The following is a 16,551-nucleotide window of genomic DNA, read 5'->3' as shown; positions in this document are numbered from 1 at the left end:
CAGCATCTCACATACTGTCAGAATGTCAAGTATTGCGAGGAGTTGCGATGAGGTGGCTAGACGACGCCTCCGCAGAGAGAACCTTGTTTCGTCCGCTTTTCTTTGCTGCGTAAAGTGCGTCGTCGGCTGCGGCCAGGAGTGTTTCGGCGTTTTGCATTCGAGTGTTCTGTGTGCTCGCTACGCCGAAGCTCGCTGTGACCACTGAACTAATCTCCGAGCAGGCATGATGAATTTGGAGCGATTCTATTTGATGCCGCATCCTTTCAGCCATGAGGAGTGCGCCGTCATGGTCGCAATCAAGCACAGCAACAAACTCCTCGCCACCGTAGCGAGCCACCAAATCACCTTCACGGTGCAGGCTGTCTTGGAGAGCTTCTGCGACCGCGCGCAGGCATTCATCTCCCGCTTGGTGTCCATAATGGTCATTGAACGACTTGAAGTAATCAACGTCGATGAGCACGACTGATAGGGAGGCACCACTTCGACAGTGCTTACCCCAGTCACGTTTGAGCGTCTGTTCGAAAAGTCGTCGATTGCCGATACCTGTCAGCGGGTCCCTAAATACCAAGTCGTCTAAATACCTGTTCTCCTTACGCAAAAGAGATTGCTCGGCAATGACCCGGTATGCAGCAAAAAGTGCGCTCCATGTCAAAAGCAGAACCCCTGCGACAATCGCTAGTCTGCGCATAGTACGCGCCTCCCATGGCGCAAATGCTGCAGGTCTTTCTATACCCGAGAATATTACGAGGTCCAAGTCGGGAAGAGAACGGTAGGCAGCTAGTCGTCGTTTCCCATCTATTGGAGACAACGAGTCGAAAGGGCCGAACGGCGCAATTGGCAAAAGCGTTGTGAAAATTTTGCTTTTCGCATTGCTTCTTCCAACATATTTAGCCATACCAGGATTTCGGGCGACTAAGCCTCCGTCGCCTTTATACACAGCAACGGTTGGCGCGACTGAAAAGCCAAAAAGCGAATAGAAAGATGTGAGTTGACTCGTTTCCATGCCGATAGCGACCACTGCGAGAAGTTCGCCGTGGCGACCGTACACCGGTTTGGAGATAGTAAAAAGGATAGGGGAACCAGGAAGGCGTGAAACAATTGCTGTATCGATATAGCGTCCACCTGAGGCTTTCGCGCGCTGGAAATATACCCGGTCCAACACATCGTGGATATCAGCGTCTATGTTGCGGGTTTGTGTAATGACTTTGCCATTTGCGTCGATGACTCCTATTGCGTTACAGCCAATGAGTGTCGTGCAGTAGGCGCGTAAAACTTTCCAAGTGCTCGGTTGCCGAATTGCAGTTAAGCCTCCAGGCGCGCGAACCAGGTTGGAAACAGCTTCGAGGCCGTGGTCGACATAGGTAATTGTGTCACGTGTTTGCCGCTCTACAACGCGAGTGATATCGGTTGCGGTCTCATAACTACGTTGCTCCGTGTCGCGGTAATCTAGAAATATTTCCAACGCGGTAGCGACTACTACTACGGCAGTTATTAGCACGACCAACAAGGTTGCTTTAAACTTCAGTGATTTTCTCAGCATTTTTGCTTCATTTTTAGTCATTTTCCCATCTCGGCGCGCGGCAACGTCGATTCTACCTACTTGAGATGATAGTTCCCATAGGAAAAATTTGTTCTTGAGAATAGAAGGGTAAAACCAACACAGCAATCCGTCGTCGCCGTAGAAACGACCAGACGGCGAGCTCTTCGTGGTTACACGAGGTGCTAGCATCGAACCTCGTTGACTTGGCGTCTTCACGTACCTGGGGCTCAGAGCCTGGATGCGCTACCTGTACATGCACCCAGTACGCGCGTATGCAAAATCTGTTCTGGCGGCGAACTGCTGCGGATAAAGTAACGGTCTTGACGAAGCTGTACGCCTACTACGGTCGGCGAACTAAGCTCTACAGTGCATGTGCAAACATTCCACTTGTAGAACTGCCAGGCAACCCTGCGCCGGCTACTGACTGGCTAACGTCCTATGCAGATGCCGAGCTGGTCTTCGACGACAGGGTGAGCGGAGACGCAAAGTCACTAATTTTGTGCTGGTTTAGCTATAAGCGAGCTGAGCGCTGATAGACGCGAGATGCCACATTTTAGAGCAGCAAATTCGTCAAATTCCTGCTGATTTTTCGTCCAAAGATAGAAAAAACTGCCAAATTGTGCATGAGCGCTACTGTAACGTAGACGCGGATGAAGACAAAGTTACTCAGATTGTGCTGTGTGTTTAGCCGACTAGAGGCAAAGTCACTGCGGATTGTGCATGAATCACTTTGTGTCGCAAAAAAGTTGAGACAAGGACACTGAGTTTGCTAGTCTCGTGTCTGTGCCTCTCAGAAATTTAGTGTTGCGTCGATGGCTTGTGGCGTCTTCTAGCTAAGGCACAAAAATGTGTAGAGCGCCGTTGCTGGATTGAGCATCGTCATCGGATTGTGTCATCCGATGTACAGTGAGCTTCTGTAATCGCTGCCGGAGTATTGGTGACGATATAGACTGGCAACGAAGTGCCGTCTACAAACTATGTGCGATAAACACAGGTTCGCAGCCTTCGTTCGAACGTACAGACTCTGAGCGTCAACCAGAAGGTGACGCATTTTCGGGTGAGGAAGCACGCGGCGGCGCGCTCGACCGCCCGTGCCCAACAGAAGAATCCTTTGTAGTACGGTGCAAGCAAAGCTCGCCTACGTCGCTTTCTAGGCCCGGCGACGTTGGCGATGGCGGCGCTTAGATGTCTAAGCCCGCCCGTAAAGCCATAGCATTCACAAACTGGGCTTGCGGTTTAAACAATCTCGTCTTGCACCGAGTCGACAATGACTGGTTGATGAGAGACCGAATAAAGTTCCTCGTCTTGAGATATGAGGGTCATTTCGCTAGCCTGGGCAGAGCAAAAAAAGCATCGTCTAAAACGTTCTACCGAGATAGAGCGAGCACCAGATGAAACGCGGAGTTCCATGTCATCAAGCGACGACAAATAGGCGTTCGTGCTGGCTACGTAAGCGAGAGCATCTTGCTCGGTTATTCCATAGTGAACGCAATTACATGAACACTTGTAGATGCCAACGATTTTGGCGTTAGCGAAGGCGAACAATTTCTTTGGCGAAGAGTATTTCGACCGCTTGTGCCGTTGCGGTTTTGCTTCTGATTGGGGCGCCATCTTGTTCATGACTGTGCTTACACAGTAGTTGCATTTCGTGAAAATTTTGTCGTAAGCCCGTGTGCGTGCTGTCGACCGGTCAGCGCAACCTTGACAGTGCTTCCGACGTCCGTAAGTACAGTCCAGACAGCAGGCCGAGCCACAGGCAGCTTCAAGGTCGCGCGAAGGGGACGGAGAAGCATCTGCGCGCTAGCTTTTTTGCGCAGCGAAGGACTTTCATGGTCGGACGCTACCAGGTCGCCATCTTACGCTAGACGGCATATCACATCAACATATTTATCGTTTTGCGTCATACTCTCTGAGGCGAAGAGATTGACTACGTTGTCTTCATGAAAGAAAACGCGCGTCAAGACGTCGAAACCATTGACGGCCTGTTTTGAGCATTCGGATTGGCCGTACGAAGCTTGGAGCGGGAACTCGGCCGGGGGTGACTCAAGGGCAAGTAGACGCGACAGTTGACATCGAAGATGTTTTCTCAAATCGAGTTCGGGACCCCGCTCCCATCACTCGACAACCTCCAACACACCGCAGAGGTAGTGCGAGTGTAGGTTCGGACTTTGCTGCCAACGAGAACGACCGGCCGACATTGGTAGATGCAGTAGCGAACACTCTCAACGACCTTTTTACACGAGTAAACGTTCCTACATCACTTCGTGCTCGGTTACGTCCATCGATGGAAGCCTATCCAACACTACTGATGAGATGAGCAGGGGGCGCGGACAAAAGCGGACGTGCGGATACTCTTATGCTGTGTTGTGCACAGGAACGACGATACCAGCGGTAGGCCAAGAGCGTCTGAGAGGTCTAGGCATCCTGACTCGAACTGAGCAGCTAGCCATTAGGAAGCAGCTGGCCCGATAATGTTGTACAGGCGAAGCATTGGCTAAACCTAGTTGTCTTTGAGAGCGATGCGGCTCATGATGAGCTCATGGAAGCCAATCATCCGACTAGCTGCCGCAGGCGCAATCATGTGCATGCCGCCTACGTCAATGCGGCGTTAGTTATCAAGCAATTTGACTTACGCCAAGCCGAAAACCTTCTCGCGCGTGAGGGAGTACCTCGCAAAGTTATTGCGAGGATACTGCTTGCCGGCCACCCATGCAGGTCCGTGAACCCAATAAGTTGGGCGCAACAGTTCACTCGTTAGGCTGAAGCGCATTTTAAAGCGGGCAGAAATTTGCGGATTTTACTTCAGCCAGTTTGCCGAAATTTGCTGAGTGCGTTTACTCAAACGCTTAGCGGTTCACTTGAATGGCATGCTGAGGCCAGTTGCCAAATTCACAAAAACGACAACAAACGTTAACTGTAGTCTGGCTTTTGCACGAAGAGTGCAAGTATGGAAACTAAAGAGCTCGCGGTAGCAACACCGCGAGCTCTTTATTGTGACGATAGTCGGTCTTGTTGGCGCAACCTATTTGCTATCAAACTAATCGAACGCCAGCCGAGGCTAGAAGCGACTGGAAGAAGCTCTCCTATAGCAGCAGCCGCTCAGCATCAGCCCGCTTATCCTGCGTTTTGAATTCGGAATTCTTCTTTGTTTTTGCCATCAAGCCAACGAGGAGCGCGACCGCGGCCTGTCCATGTCTGGCCCGACGCCGGGTCTTTATATTTTGCCTCGACGGCGCCCTTCTTTACGGCAGGCGCACCCTTCGATTCTTGCAAATCCTCGGCGGTTAATCCGTTGGCGGCCATTAGTTCTCTAATACGCGCTTTCGCCTCCGCAATCTCGGCTTGTCGGGCCTGCTCAGCAAGCGTTTGCAATTCGGCGATTTGTTTTTGATAGTCCTTGTATGTCGGCATTTCTTCACTCTTCAATTAGGTTAAGGTGAAACCGCCAGGAAATATAGCACAGAACGACCAGATGCAGTAATGGTTACAACGGTGTTCGAAAAAGAACAATGAGGTACAACGTAGCCACTGGGATGCATGAGGCAAAGCGTTGTTTCTCTGGCCCTTCGCCATTTGTATTCAGGTTTCGTGGTTGGGGTGTAGGCCTGGTACGTGCTCAAGCAGCGCGTCACACAGAGGCTTAAGTTGGAAAACGCATTATTCGTTCCCAAACATATTTGTTCGCAGGTATAAACGCATGCGCTATACGAGTTTTCAAAAATACTGTCGTGGAAGCTGACAGTTTAGCGCTGCGGAATCTATTGCGATGCCGAATTACCTTGATATTGATGAGCTAGCCGAATTGCTTGGAACCAGCTCGACCACCATCCGACGAAATCTCAGGCTTGCTGCGAGAAACGTTCCGTCCAAAATGCACATCCCCGGCACCAAGATGCTTCGATGGCGTCGCGCTGACGTCGAGGTCTGGCTGGAGGAACAAGTAGCAATGTTCGGACCACATCGCTCCAAAAATTAGAGCAACTTCGGGTCAGAAGGCAGTCGCTACGTGACCCCATAGCACAGCTACCTGAGTCTCGTTGTACGCCTGCGGCGGAGACGGTCAAGTACAGTTTGCGGGCCCGAGTGTTCATGAACATTGTTTCCCTTCGCTTAGCCATTTTTCACTTATGACGGGCTGACTGCGGTGAACAGTTAATGTCCACATAAAAGATAGCTGCATTTATTGTTTTGCGCGGCCGACGCACAGCTACCTCGGCCTGTCGCCCGGGCTGGACTTCGAGACCCGCATCTTCGCCAAGGTGAATGCGGCCGAGCTGCTGCGCCGCGAACTCGCGCATCCCGGGTACAAGCCCGAGCACATCGCCATCGGCGTGAACACCGACGCCTACCAGCCCTGCGAGCGCGAGCGCCGCCTCACGCGCGAAGTGCTGGAAGTCCTGCACGAATGCCGGCATCCGGTCGGGCTGGTCACCAAGTCCGCGCTGATCGAGCGCGACATCGATTTGCTGGCGCCGATGGCCGAGCGTTCGCTGGCCTGCGCCGCCATCACCCTCACCACGCTCGATTCCGACATCTCGCGCACCCTGGAGCCGCGCGCGGCGGCCCCGGCGCGGCGCCTGCGCGCCATCCGCACGCTCACCGATGCCGGCATTCCGGTCAGCGTGAGCGTGGCGCCGATCATCCCCTTCGTGACCGAACCGGAAATCGAACGCATCCTGGAGGCGGCGCGCGACGCCGGCGCCGTCAGCGCCCACTACACGGTGCTGCGCCTGCCCTGGGAAGTCAACCCGTTGTTCCAGCAATGGCTGGAGACCCACTTCCCGGAGCGCGCCGGGCGCGTGATGAACCGCATCCGCGACATGCGCGGCGGCAAGGATTAGGATGCCGACTTTTCCAGGCGCATGCATGGCGAGGGCGTCTGGTCCGACCTGATCCGCCAGCGCTTCAATAAAACCGTCGAGCGCATGGGGCTGGGTGCGTTGCGCGGGCGCTTCGAGCGGCTCGATACGTCGCAGTTCCGGCGGCCGCTGGTGGTGCCGGCGGCGGCGGGCAAGGGCGCTGGAAAGGGCGTTGCAAAAGGCGCTAAATCGGGAGCTGGACAGCTGGACTTGTTCTGATCAGCGTTCTATATTGACACAGCTGGTGCCTGGCTGAGGTCGAACTGATGCGCGGCCGATGATTGACAGACCGATGCGCCTGGCCAGTTGCGGAACTGCCGGGTTGGGCTGGGTGTCCAATCCGGATTGATCGACGATCATCTGCGAGGAGCGTGACCGTGGCGAACAACATGGCTATCCGTCTGGGCGAACTGATCGAACGTTTCGGCGGCCAGCTGACAGGCGACCCCGGCATCGAAGTCACGGCCATCGCGCCGCTCGACCGTGCCGGCGCATCCGAGATCAGCTTCCTGAGCAACAGCAAGCTGCGTTCCCTTGCGGCGCTCAGCCGGGCTGCGGCGCTCATCCTCGCGCCGGGCGACGAGCCCGAGGTGGCGGCCAGCTACGAGGGCGCGCGCATCGTCACCGCCAATCCGTATGCCTGGTTCGCACGCGCGGCGCAATTCTTCGTGGCCCTGGGCACGCCTGCGCCCGAGCCCGGCGTGCATCCGACGGCCTTCGTGCACCACAGCGCCCGGGTCGACGCCAGCGCCCATCTCGGTTCCCATGTCACGGTCGAGGCGGGAGCCATCGTCAAGGCCGGCGCCGTCATCGACGCCGGCTGCTACATCGGGCGCGAGGCGGTTGTCGGCGAAGACACGCATTTCTTTGCCAACGTCACCTTCCACGCCCGCTGCATCATCGGCGCGCGCGGCATCGTCCACTCGGGCGCCGTCATCGGCGGCGACGGCTTCGGCTTTGCGGTGGACGGCGGCAGCTACATCAAGATTCCGCAAACCGGGCGCGTGGTGATCGGCGACGACGTCGATATCGGCTCGAATACCACGGTCGACCGCGGCGCGCTGGACGATACCGTCATCGAAGACGGGGTCAAGCTCGACAATCTCATCCAGATCGGCCACAACTGCCGCATCGGCGCACACACGGCCATGGCCGGCTGCGTGGGCGTGGCCGGCAGCGCCAACATCGGCAAGCATTGCACCTTCGGCGGCGCGGCCATGATCAATGGCCACATCGAGATCGTCGACAACGTCCACGTAACGGCCGCCACCATGGTGCCGAATTCGCTCACCGAGCCGGGTCGCTATACCGGTTACTTCCCGGTTGCCAGGAATGCGGAGTGGGAACGCAATGCGGTGCTGGTGCGCAATTTGTCGAGCATGCGCGAGAAGGTGCGCGCGCTCGAAAAAGCAGTCCGGGCACTGAGCGAAGGTAAGTAAAGCGGTGGGTGTGGCACGCGGCCTGGCTGCCTTACCCGTTCAGCCCGAACGTCGTCACATCCAGCGGCTGCAGGGTGGTAATGTTGATTGCATACACGCGATCGATGTAGGTCTGGAAGAACCAGAAGCTCATTGCCAGGATCACCAGGCCGATGACCGTACTGCTCAATTCGAAACTGCCGGAGCCAATCTTCAGGGTCATGCTGGATTGGCCCCGGCTGCGGAAGTCGGAATAGAACTGCAGTGCGCTCAGGGCCACGCCGCAGCCGACCATGACGACCACCATGATCGACACCACGGTAGTTTGCCACTTCTGTTGTTCCAGCTTTTTCTCGAAGTCTTCCATCACCCGCACCTGATGCTCGGTCACTCGCTTCAGGTAGGCTTCCTGGATGGCATAGGTGCGCGCCCGGTATTCCACATAGGGGTTCTGGGCTTGCGCCGGATGCAGCCAGAAAAACAGCGGCGCCAGGAGCAGGATGGCGAGGAAGTGAGCGGCTTTCATGGCGCAGTCTCCAGCTTTTTCAGCAAGGCGTTGTATTTGTCGGCGGTCGCTCTCAGTTCCCGGTATTCGCTGCGCGGGATGGTGACGTAGGGTGTGAGGTAAGTGTCCTTTGCTGTTTCGCTGCCGGTCGGCCATAACGGTCTGGCTGGCTGGCGGTTCAATCCAGGGCCAATGATGACGCCCCCGCCGGTGGTGCCAACCGTGCCGCCGTCGGAGCAGGAAGGGCAAGCTTGCTGCAGTTGCTTGAGCAGCCGTCTCGTTTCCTCACGATTTTCCTCAGGCAGGTCCTTCGGCACCAGCACCCGGAAGTTACCGGCGGATTCGAGTTGACGGCTGCTGCTCATGCCGCTCGCGCCGTCCTGCGCCAGCACGGGCAGGCAAGCCAGCGGCAAGCACACGCTGATGATCCATTTGCGCACGATGTTCCCCGAAAGACCTGCGGCAGAGTGCAATCGCTACTCTGCTTTGAGCAGGAAAGGGACACTTAAGTTCGCGCGACAACCTTCACCGGAGAGGGGGCCAGTTTCATCAGGTGCCGCTCGATTTCGAACACGTGCGGATCGTCCTTGCCCAGCTCGCGCAGGGCCTTGGCCAGTTCCAGCAGGTACTCGCTGTTCGGCCCGCTCGGACCGCGCGAGGCAGCGATCTGGCGCGCGATGGCCTGCTCGCTGGCCGGCCCAAGGAAGGCGGCGTTTTCGTGGGTGGCGATGTACACCAGTCCCTCGGCGCTGCTGCCGTCCTCGAAGCGGATCTCGGTGGCCAGGCGCAGGTAGCCGTTCTTTTCGCGGTGGTCGAGGTGGGCGAATTCCTCGGGCGTGACCAGGTAGGCCATGCCGTGGCAGATGGCCTGCGCATCCGGCACCAGCGTCACCACGCGCCCGGGGGCGGCTTCGGTGCCGCGGTGGTCGTGCGAGCCCTGCCAGAAGCGGCGCGTCCAGCCCGTGATGCTGGCCGGGCGGCGTTCGAGGAAGGGAAAGTCGGCTTTATAGATCAGCGAGCCGTAGCCGAACAGCCAGACGCTGGCGTGGCTGTTGAACCTGTCCATGCGCTGGTTGATGGCGATGGTGTTGTGCGACATCGGTACGAACCTGGTAAAGAGGATCGCCCGATTCTAGCGCAGCTGGGAAAAGCGGGCAGGCGGCTGGTCAGCCGCCCCCGACGGCCCGGCGTTTCGACGCCACATACGGAAACAGGAAATCGATGAAACTTTCCGCCGCCGGCGACAGCGAACGCCCGGCGCGGGTGTAGACGTAGAAGCGCCGCGTCAGCACCGGTTCCTCGAGCGGGCGCATGCGCAGCTGGTACAGGCGCGCCAGTGGCTCGGCGTAGGGCAGGCAGACCGTAATGCCGAGGCCGGCGCTGACCATCGCCAGGGCGGTGGTCATGAAAGTGACTTCGTTCGCCGGTTTCAGCGGCACTTCGCGCAGCACGGCATGCATGTCGGCCAGCAGGCGCTCGGTAAATTGCCCTTGCAGGGCGATGAAGGGGTAGCGCGTTACGTCCTGCCAGGTCACGCGCTCGGCGGCGTCCAGCGGGTGGCCTTGCGGAAAGACCAGGGCGAACGGCATCTCGAACAGTTCGCGTGCTTCCAGCTGGGGCAGCGGTTCGCGCTCGGGGCCGATGCCGATGTCGGATTCGCCCGAGAGCACGCGCGCGATCACGCCGTCGACCTCGCTGTCGGCGATGCGCACTTCGATGTCGGGCTGATTGGTCCGGTAGGCGGCGATGGCTTCGGGCAGCAGGGTGCAGCACATCAGTTGCGGCGCGGTAATGCGGACAATGCCTTTTCGCAGCTGCGTGTGGTCCGCCACGTTCGCCAGCGCACCGTCGAGATCGTCGATCATCTGGCTAAATAGCGGATACAGCTCGCGGCCGATGTCGGTCAGGGTGATCTTGCGGGTGGAGCGGTCGACCACGCGGGCGTTCAGGGTTTGTTCGAGTTCCTTGATCAAACCGGACAATGCTGATTGCGTGACGTGCATGTATTGCGCCGCCAGCGTAAAGTTGCCTGTCTTGGCGAGCGCGACGAAGGCCCGCATCTGGCGCAGGGTGGGATTCATAAGATAATCCGATAAATGAGCCGGAAAATATTGTTTGTATGATAGTCCGTTTTCATCTTTAATGGCGGCAACAATGCAAAACAAAGGAACGCCATGAAACTCGCCACTCTCAAATCCGGCGGCCGCGACGGTACGCTGGTGGTCGTCAGCCGTGACCTGGTCACCTGCCAGGCCGTCCCGGAGATCGCCCGCACCCTGCAGGCCGCCCTGGACGACTGGGACCGCGTCGCCCCCCAACTGCAAACTGTCTATGATCAATTGAACGACGGCACGGCCGACGCGGCCGACTCCTTTATCGAGATGGAATGCCATTCGCCGCTGCCGCGCGCCTACCAGTGGGCCGACGGTTCGGCCTACATCAACCACGTCGAGCTGGTGCGCAAGGCGCGTAACGCCGAGGTGCCGGCTTCGTTCTATACCGATCCGCTAATGTACCAGGGCGGCGGCGACGCCTTCATCGGCCCTTGCGACCCGATCGCCGTGCTGTCGGAAGAGTGGGGCGTCGACCTGGAAGCCGAAGTGGCGGTCGTGACCGGCGACGTGCCGATGGGTGCCAGCATCGAACAGGCAGCCGAATCGATCCGCCTGGTGATGCTGGTCAACGACGTCTCGCTGCGCAACCTGATTCCGGGCGAACTGGCCAAGGGCTTCGGTTTCTACCAGTCGAAGCCGGCCAGCGCCTTCTCGCCAGTCGCCGTCACGCCAGACGAGCTCGGCGAGGCCTGGGCCGATTCGAAACTGCACCTGCCGCTGCGCGTCACCCTGAACGATCAACTCTTCGGCAAGCCGAACGCCGGCGAAGACATGACCTTCAGCTTCGCCCAATTGATCGCCCACGCCGCCAAGACGCGCGAACTGGGCGCGGGCAGCATCATCGGTTCCGGCACGGTGTCGAACAAGCAGGGCAATTTGCATGGATCGAGCATTGCCAACGGCGGCGTCGGCTACTGCTGCCTGGCCGAGGTGCGGATGTACGAAACCATCGAACACGGGGCGCCGAAAACGCCGTTCCTGCGCTTCGGCGACAGCGTGCGCATCGAGATGCTGGACGTCACCGGTGCCAGCATCTTCGGCGCCATCGACCACGAAGTCGCGCACTACCACGGGAGGAAGGAATGAAGCTCTACACGTATTTCCGCAGCTCGGCAGCCTACCGGGTGCGGATCGCGCTGAACCTGAAGGGCCTGACCTACGACGCGGTGCCGGTGCACCTGCTTAAGGACGGCGGCCAGCAGCGCCAGGAGGAATACCGCAAGATCAATCCGAGCGGCCTGGTGCCGGCCTTCCAGGACGACCGCATCACGCTGACCCAGTCGATGGCGATCATCGAATACCTCGACGAGCGCTTCCCGGCCGTGCCGCTGATGCCGAGCGACGCCCCGGGCCGCGCCCGCGTGCGCGAGCTGGCGCAGATCATCGCCTGCGACATTCACCCGCTGAACAATCTGCGCGTGCTGCGCCACCTGGTGGGCGAACTGAAACTGAGCGAGGAAGCCAAGATCGAGTGGATCCAGCACTGGATTCGCGAAGGCCTGGCTGGCCTCGAAGCCCACCTGGCGCGCGACCCGGCTGCCGGCCCCTTCAGCCACGGCGCCTCGCCGACCATGGCCGACTGCTTCCTGGTGCCGCAGGTCTTCAATGCCCAGCGCTTCGGCATCGAGGTAAGCGATTATCCGAACATCGCGCGCATCCACGCCCACTGCATCGCGCTGCCGGCCTTCGACGCCGCCCATCCTTCGAAGCAGCCCGATGCGGAGTAATCGGTAGGGTGGTCGGCTCCACCCGGTACGATGATCATCGTTGCCGGGTCCGCCGCCCACGCGTCGATCGCTGCCGCTTGTGCGGCCCCGCACGCACTGCCATCCGGTCGCGGCCCGATCCAACCCGGTTCACGACCGGTCCGGCTCCGACGGCGTCGAAATCTCGTCCAGCGTCTGCTCGACCTCGACCGGCGCCTTGGTCACCACGTCGCCCAGCGACACGATCCCGATCACCCGGCCGTTGCCGTCGACCACGGGCACGCGCCGGATCTGCACGTCGGCCATCTGCGCCAGCACGTCTTCCACGCCCTGGTCGACCGTGCAGGTGCGCACGTCGGTGCTCATCACGTCGCCGACGCGGGTGCCCGTTGGGTCCTGGCCGACGGCCACCGAGCGCACGGTGATGTCGCGGTCGGTGATCATGCCGACCAGCCTGCCGTCGTCCACGACCGGGATCGCACCCACGTTCAGCTCGTCCATCAGCTGGGCTGCGCGCTGCACGCTGTCTTGCGTGGAAATGGTCTGTACGTCACGCGTCATCACCTCTTGAATCGTTTGCATCCTTGCGCTCCTTCTAGTCGATTGGCGGGCCAGGCCGCGGGAAGGACATCCTGCCCTGAATCGCCGCCGCGCTGCGCCAGATTGAAGCGCGGAATCATGGCTCGCCCTGGCGCCCCGCACCTGCATGCTGGGCTACAATCCGTTTCCTTTTTTCGCGCTTGCATGATATGACCGACACGATGACCGAGACCACTGTTCCCGCCGCCATCCTGAATGCCCTCGACCTTGCCGATGCCTCCTGGCGCCCGCATCTGCTGCGCGGCCTGGAAGCGGTGGCGCAGGCCAACCCGGGCTACCTGCCGGCGCTGGCCGTCGACAGCTACCTGCCCACCGAAGGCCGCCTGTTCGCCGCATTTGCCCAGCCGCTGGAAAAGGTGCGCTATGTGCTGGTGGGGGAGGGGCCGTATCCGCGCGCCGAGAGTGCGACCGGGGTCTGCTTCATGGATGGCGCGGTCGGCGCGCTGTGGAGCGCAGGCGGGCTGTCGAAGCCGGTGAACCGCGCCACTTCGCTGCGCAACTTCATGAAAATGCTGCTGGTGGCGGATGGGCAACTCCAGCCGGACGCCACCGGGGGCGAGGCGATGGCGCCGGTGGCGGCTGCCGCCATGTCGAATGGGTCGATCCAGACGTTGCCGGAGTTGCAGGCGAATTTGACCGGCGAAGGTTTCCTGCTGCTGAATGCGTCGCTGGTATTCCGGGCGCATGTGAAGCCAGTGATCGATGCGCGGGCCTGGTTGCCTTTCCTGCAAGTCGTACTCGAGGTGCTGGCGCAGAAGGCCGCGCCGCCGACGCTGGTGTTGTGGGGGAAGATTGCGGAGGAGTTAAGGAAGCTGCCGGAGACGGGGAGGTTTCCGCAGGCGGTGGCTGAGCATCCTTATAACTTGACGTTCATTGCCAACCAAGGGATGCAGGCCTTGTTCGGGCCGATGCGCTTGTTGCGGAAACGTTAAAGCGGGTACCGGCGCGTGCGGTGGTGGGCGAACGTCGCGTATCACCGCGTGGGCAGCGCTCACGCAGCGGATGATCTGGTGTTACCGGTGGAGCTGTCCACCTACGGTCACGGCCGCAGACTGCGGCGGATGGGCCGCTGATCGGCCTCCGGCGGTTTTTGGGGGTGCCAAGACAAGGCCCCTGGAATTTGCTATACTTGACTAAATCGTTCAACTAATCCGGTTTTTAAGAAGCAGCAACGAAGTGTTGGTGCCGATGGGATTAGTGAACAAGAGCAATATTTTAACATTAACCGGGGTTGTGATGCGTCTGACCACCAAAGGCCGCTTTGCTGTTACTGCGATGATCGATCTTGCCCTGCGCCAGGGCAATGGTCCGGTCACGCTGTCGGGCATCAGCCAGCGCCAGGCGATTTCGCTGTCTTACCTGGAGCAGCTGTTCGGCAAGCTGCGCCGCCACGAGATCGTCGAATCGATCCGCGGTCCGGGCGGTGGCTACAGCCTGGCCCGTCCAGCCGAAAAAGTCACCGTGGCCGACATCATCATCGCGGTCGACGAGCCGCTCGATGCCACGCAGTGCGGCGGCAAGGAAAACTGCCACGGGGCGGATGCCGCCAGCGGCACGCGCTGCATGACGCACGAGCTGTGGACCACGCTGAACGCCAAGATGGTCGACTACCTGGACTCGGTGTCCCTGCAAGACCTGGTCGACCAGCAAAAGCAGAAAGAACAAAACGTCGTGGTGGTGCACCGTGCCGCCGCAGCTGCCACTGCCCCGGCAGTCGAGCAGAACTGAACAAAACTGAAGCACAGCAAACTGGAGTGAACTGATGAACGCGCCTTTGGACAAAAAAATCGAGCAGAGCTTCGTGACTGCGCCGCATTTCCCGATCTACATGGACTACTCGGCCACCACGCCGATCGATCCACGCGTCGCCGATAAAATGATTCCCTTCCTGCGCGAGCAGTTCGGCAATCCGGCATCGCGCAGCCACATGTATGGCTGGACCGCCGAAGCGGCGATCGAGGAAGCGCGCGCGAATGTGGCCGCCCTGGTCGGAGCCGATCCGCGTGAAATCATCTGGACCTCGGGCGCGACCGAATCGAACAACCTCGCCATCAAGGGCGCTGCCAACTTCTATAAAACGAAGGGCAAGCACATCATCACCGTGAAGACCGAGCACAAGGCCGTGCTCGACACGGTGCGCGAGCTCGAGCGCGTCGGCTTCGAGGCGACTTACCTCGAGCCACAGGACAATGGCCTGATCACCATCGCCCAGCTGGAAGCGGCGATCCGTCCGGACACCATCCTGGTCTCGGTGATGCTGGTGAATAACGAGATCGGCGTGATCCAGCCGATCGACGAGATCGGCGCGCTGTGCCGCTCGAAGGGCATCATCTTCCACTGCGACGCTGCCCAGGCAACCGGCAAGGTGCACATCGACCTGGAAAAAACCAAGTGCGACCTGATGACCTTCACCGCGCACAAGACCTATGGCCCGAAAGGCGTGGGCGCCCTGTACGTGCGCCGCAAGCCGCGCGTGCGCCTGGAAGCACAGATGCACGGCGGCGGCCATGAGCGCGGCCTGCGTTCGGGCACGCTGCCGACCCACCAGATCGTGGGCATGGGCGAAGCCTTCCGCATCGCGAAAGAAGAGATGGACGCCGAGCTGGTCAAGGTGAAAGCACTGCGCGACCGCCTGGCCAAGGGCCTGATGGAGATCGAAGAGGTCTACATCAACGGCGACATGGAACACCGCGTGCCGCACAACCTGAACGTCTCGTTCAACTACGTCGAAGGCGAGTCGCTGATCATGGCGATCAAGGACATCGCAGTGTCGTCGGGTTCGGCCTGCACCTCGGCCTCGCTGGAGCCGTCGTACGTGCTGCGCGCCCTGGGCCGCAGCGACGAACTGGCGCACAGCTCGATCCGCTTTACCATCGGCCGCTTCACGACCGAGGAAGACATCGACTTCACGATCGAACTGCTGAAGTCCAAGGTCGGCAAGCTGCGCGAACTGTCGCCGCTCTGGGACATGTTCAAGGACGGCATCGACCTCAATTCGATCCAGTGGGCAGCCCACTAATTTACAGACGCATTCAAAGAATACAGGAGCATCACCATGGCATATTCGGACAAAGTACTCGACCACTACGAAAACCCGCGCAACGTCGGCGCCTTTGAAAAGGGCGACGAATCGGTTGGCACCGGCATGGTCGGCGCACCGGCCTGCGGCGACGTGATGAAGCTGCAGATCAAGGTCAACGAGCAGGGCCTGATCGAAGACGCGAAGTTCAAGACCTATGGCTGCGGTTCGGCCATCGCATCGAGCTCGCTCGTGACCGAATGGGTCAAGGGCAAGAGCCTCGACGAAGCGCTGGCCATCAAGAACACGCAGATCGCCGAAGAACTGGCGCTGCCGCCGGTCAAGATCCACTGCTCGATCCTGGCCGAAGACGCGATCAAGGCCGCCGTCGCCGACTACAAGACCAAGCACCCGAGCGCGTAAGCACTCAGTTGTACACAGTAGAACTAGCTGGAGGAACCACATGGCAATCACACTGACCGAAAAAGCGGCGAAGCACGTCAACCGCTACATCGAGCGCCGCGGCAAGGGCCTCGGGCTGCGTTTCGGCGTGCGCACCACCGGCTGCTCCGGCCTGGCCTACAAGCTGGAGTACGTCGACGAAGCAGCGGATGAGGACAATATCTTCGAGTCCTTTGGCGTGAAGGTCTTCGTCGACCCGAAAAGCCTGCCTTACATCGACGGCACCGAACTCGACTTCGCCCGCGAGGGCCTGAACGAAGGCTTCCGCTTCAACAACCCGAACGTCAAGGACAATTGCGGTTGCGGCGAGAGCTTCCGGATCTGAGTC

At 59.5% G+C, this 16,551-nt stretch carries 16 protein-coding genes and 1 pseudogene; 10 read left to right on the top strand and 7 right to left on the bottom strand.

Going from position 1 to position 16,551, the window contains the following annotated elements:
- Positions 1-25: 25 nt before the first annotated feature.
- Entirely contained in the window at positions 26-1,561 is a 1,536-nt protein-coding gene (locus ACWYRN_RS01535) for a sensor domain-containing diguanylate cyclase (RefSeq protein ID WP_488690811.1), read from the bottom strand.
- Positions 1,562-4,654: 3,093 nt separating this feature from the next.
- A complete protein-coding gene (locus ACWYRN_RS01530; protein ID WP_488690810.1) occupies positions 4,655-4,951 on the bottom strand; it encodes an H-NS histone family protein in 297 nt (98 codons plus the stop codon).
- Between the two features lie 355 nt (positions 4,952-5,306).
- On the opposite strand from ACWYRN_RS01530, the gene ACWYRN_RS01525 reads away from it, so the two are divergent.
- The 3 genes and pseudogenes from ACWYRN_RS01525 (at position 5,307) to lpxD (ending at position 7,838) form a co-directional block, all read left to right on the top strand.
- On the top strand, positions 5,307-5,516 hold the full coding sequence (locus ACWYRN_RS01525; RefSeq protein WP_488690809.1) for a helix-turn-helix transcriptional regulator: 210 nt from the start codon (positions 5,307-5,309) through the stop codon (positions 5,514-5,516).
- A gap of 199 nt (positions 5,517-5,715) precedes the next feature.
- Positions 5,716-6,618: pseudogene (locus ACWYRN_RS01520) on the top strand (PA0069 family radical SAM protein); the annotation flags it as partial.
- A gap of 170 nt (positions 6,619-6,788) precedes the next feature.
- On the top strand, positions 6,789-7,838 hold the full coding sequence (lpxD, locus tag ACWYRN_RS01515) for a UDP-3-O-(3-hydroxymyristoyl)glucosamine N-acyltransferase (RefSeq protein ID WP_488690808.1): 1,050 nt from the start codon (positions 6,789-6,791) through the stop codon (positions 7,836-7,838).
- Positions 7,839-7,869: 31 nt separating this feature from the next.
- Here lpxD and ACWYRN_RS01510 read toward each other — a convergent pair whose 3' ends face one another.
- The 4 genes from ACWYRN_RS01510 to ACWYRN_RS01495 form a co-directional block, all read right to left on the bottom strand.
- Positions 7,870-8,343 carry a hypothetical protein gene (locus tag ACWYRN_RS01510; RefSeq protein WP_488690806.1) on the bottom strand — a complete coding sequence of 158 codons (474 nt, stop codon included), beginning with the start codon at positions 8,341-8,343 and terminating at the stop codon, positions 7,870-7,872.
- Positions 8,340-8,762: a hypothetical protein gene (locus ACWYRN_RS01505; RefSeq protein WP_488690805.1), complete on the bottom strand. Its 423-nt coding sequence runs from the start codon at positions 8,760-8,762 to the stop codon at positions 8,340-8,342. The genes ACWYRN_RS01510 and ACWYRN_RS01505 overlap by 4 nt, the downstream gene beginning before the upstream one ends.
- A gap of 65 nt (positions 8,763-8,827) precedes the next feature.
- A complete protein-coding gene (locus ACWYRN_RS01500; RefSeq protein WP_488690803.1) occupies positions 8,828-9,421 on the bottom strand; it encodes a gamma-glutamylcyclotransferase in 594 nt (197 codons plus the stop codon).
- Between the two features lie 67 nt (positions 9,422-9,488).
- Positions 9,489-10,403, bottom strand: coding sequence for a LysR family transcriptional regulator (locus ACWYRN_RS01495; RefSeq protein ID WP_488690801.1), 915 nt, complete (start codon positions 10,401-10,403; stop codon positions 9,489-9,491).
- Between the two features lie 93 nt (positions 10,404-10,496).
- Here ACWYRN_RS01495 and ACWYRN_RS01490 point away from each other — a divergent pair, with 93 nt between their 5' ends.
- Positions 10,497-11,522: a fumarylacetoacetate hydrolase family protein gene (locus tag ACWYRN_RS01490; RefSeq protein WP_488690800.1), complete on the top strand. Its 1,026-nt coding sequence runs from the start codon at positions 10,497-10,499 to the stop codon at positions 11,520-11,522.
- A complete protein-coding gene (maiA, locus tag ACWYRN_RS01485) occupies positions 11,519-12,163 on the top strand; it encodes a maleylacetoacetate isomerase (protein ID WP_488690799.1) in 645 nt (214 codons plus the stop codon). The genes ACWYRN_RS01490 and maiA overlap by 4 nt, the downstream gene beginning before the upstream one ends.
- 129 nt (positions 12,164-12,292) lie before the next feature.
- On the opposite strand, the gene ACWYRN_RS01480 is transcribed toward maiA, so the two are convergent.
- Positions 12,293-12,724: a CBS domain-containing protein gene (locus ACWYRN_RS01480; RefSeq protein WP_488690798.1), complete on the bottom strand. Its 432-nt coding sequence runs from the start codon at positions 12,722-12,724 to the stop codon at positions 12,293-12,295.
- Between the two features lie 179 nt (positions 12,725-12,903).
- On the opposite strand from ACWYRN_RS01480, the gene ACWYRN_RS01475 reads away from it, so the two are divergent.
- The 5 genes from ACWYRN_RS01475 to iscA all read left to right on the top strand — a co-directional run bounded on the left by ACWYRN_RS01475 (position 12,904) and on the right by iscA (position 16,548).
- Entirely contained in the window at positions 12,904-13,674 is a 771-nt protein-coding gene (locus ACWYRN_RS01475) for a uracil-DNA glycosylase family protein (protein WP_488690797.1), read from the top strand.
- A gap of 304 nt (positions 13,675-13,978) precedes the next feature.
- Positions 13,979-14,470: a Fe-S cluster assembly transcriptional regulator IscR gene (gene iscR / locus ACWYRN_RS01470; protein ID WP_229438639.1), complete on the top strand. Its 492-nt coding sequence runs from the start codon at positions 13,979-13,981 to the stop codon at positions 14,468-14,470.
- A gap of 34 nt (positions 14,471-14,504) precedes the next feature.
- Positions 14,505-15,761, top strand: a complete 1,257-nt coding sequence (locus ACWYRN_RS01465; RefSeq protein WP_229438638.1) for an IscS subfamily cysteine desulfurase — start codon at positions 14,505-14,507, stop codon at positions 15,759-15,761.
- A gap of 36 nt (positions 15,762-15,797) precedes the next feature.
- On the top strand, positions 15,798-16,184 hold the full coding sequence (gene iscU, locus ACWYRN_RS01460; RefSeq protein WP_229438637.1) for a Fe-S cluster assembly scaffold IscU: 387 nt from the start codon (positions 15,798-15,800) through the stop codon (positions 16,182-16,184).
- A gap of 40 nt (positions 16,185-16,224) precedes the next feature.
- Positions 16,225-16,548, top strand: coding sequence for an iron-sulfur cluster assembly protein IscA (gene iscA / locus ACWYRN_RS01455; RefSeq protein WP_488690796.1), 324 nt, complete (start codon positions 16,225-16,227; stop codon positions 16,546-16,548).
- The last annotated feature ends 3 nt before the right edge of the window (positions 16,549-16,551 follow it).

The organism is Massilia sp. BAP21, assembly GCF_057801335.1.
The sequence above is the reverse complement of the archived record's forward strand: the minus strand, read 5'-3'. Positions and strand labels throughout refer to the sequence as shown.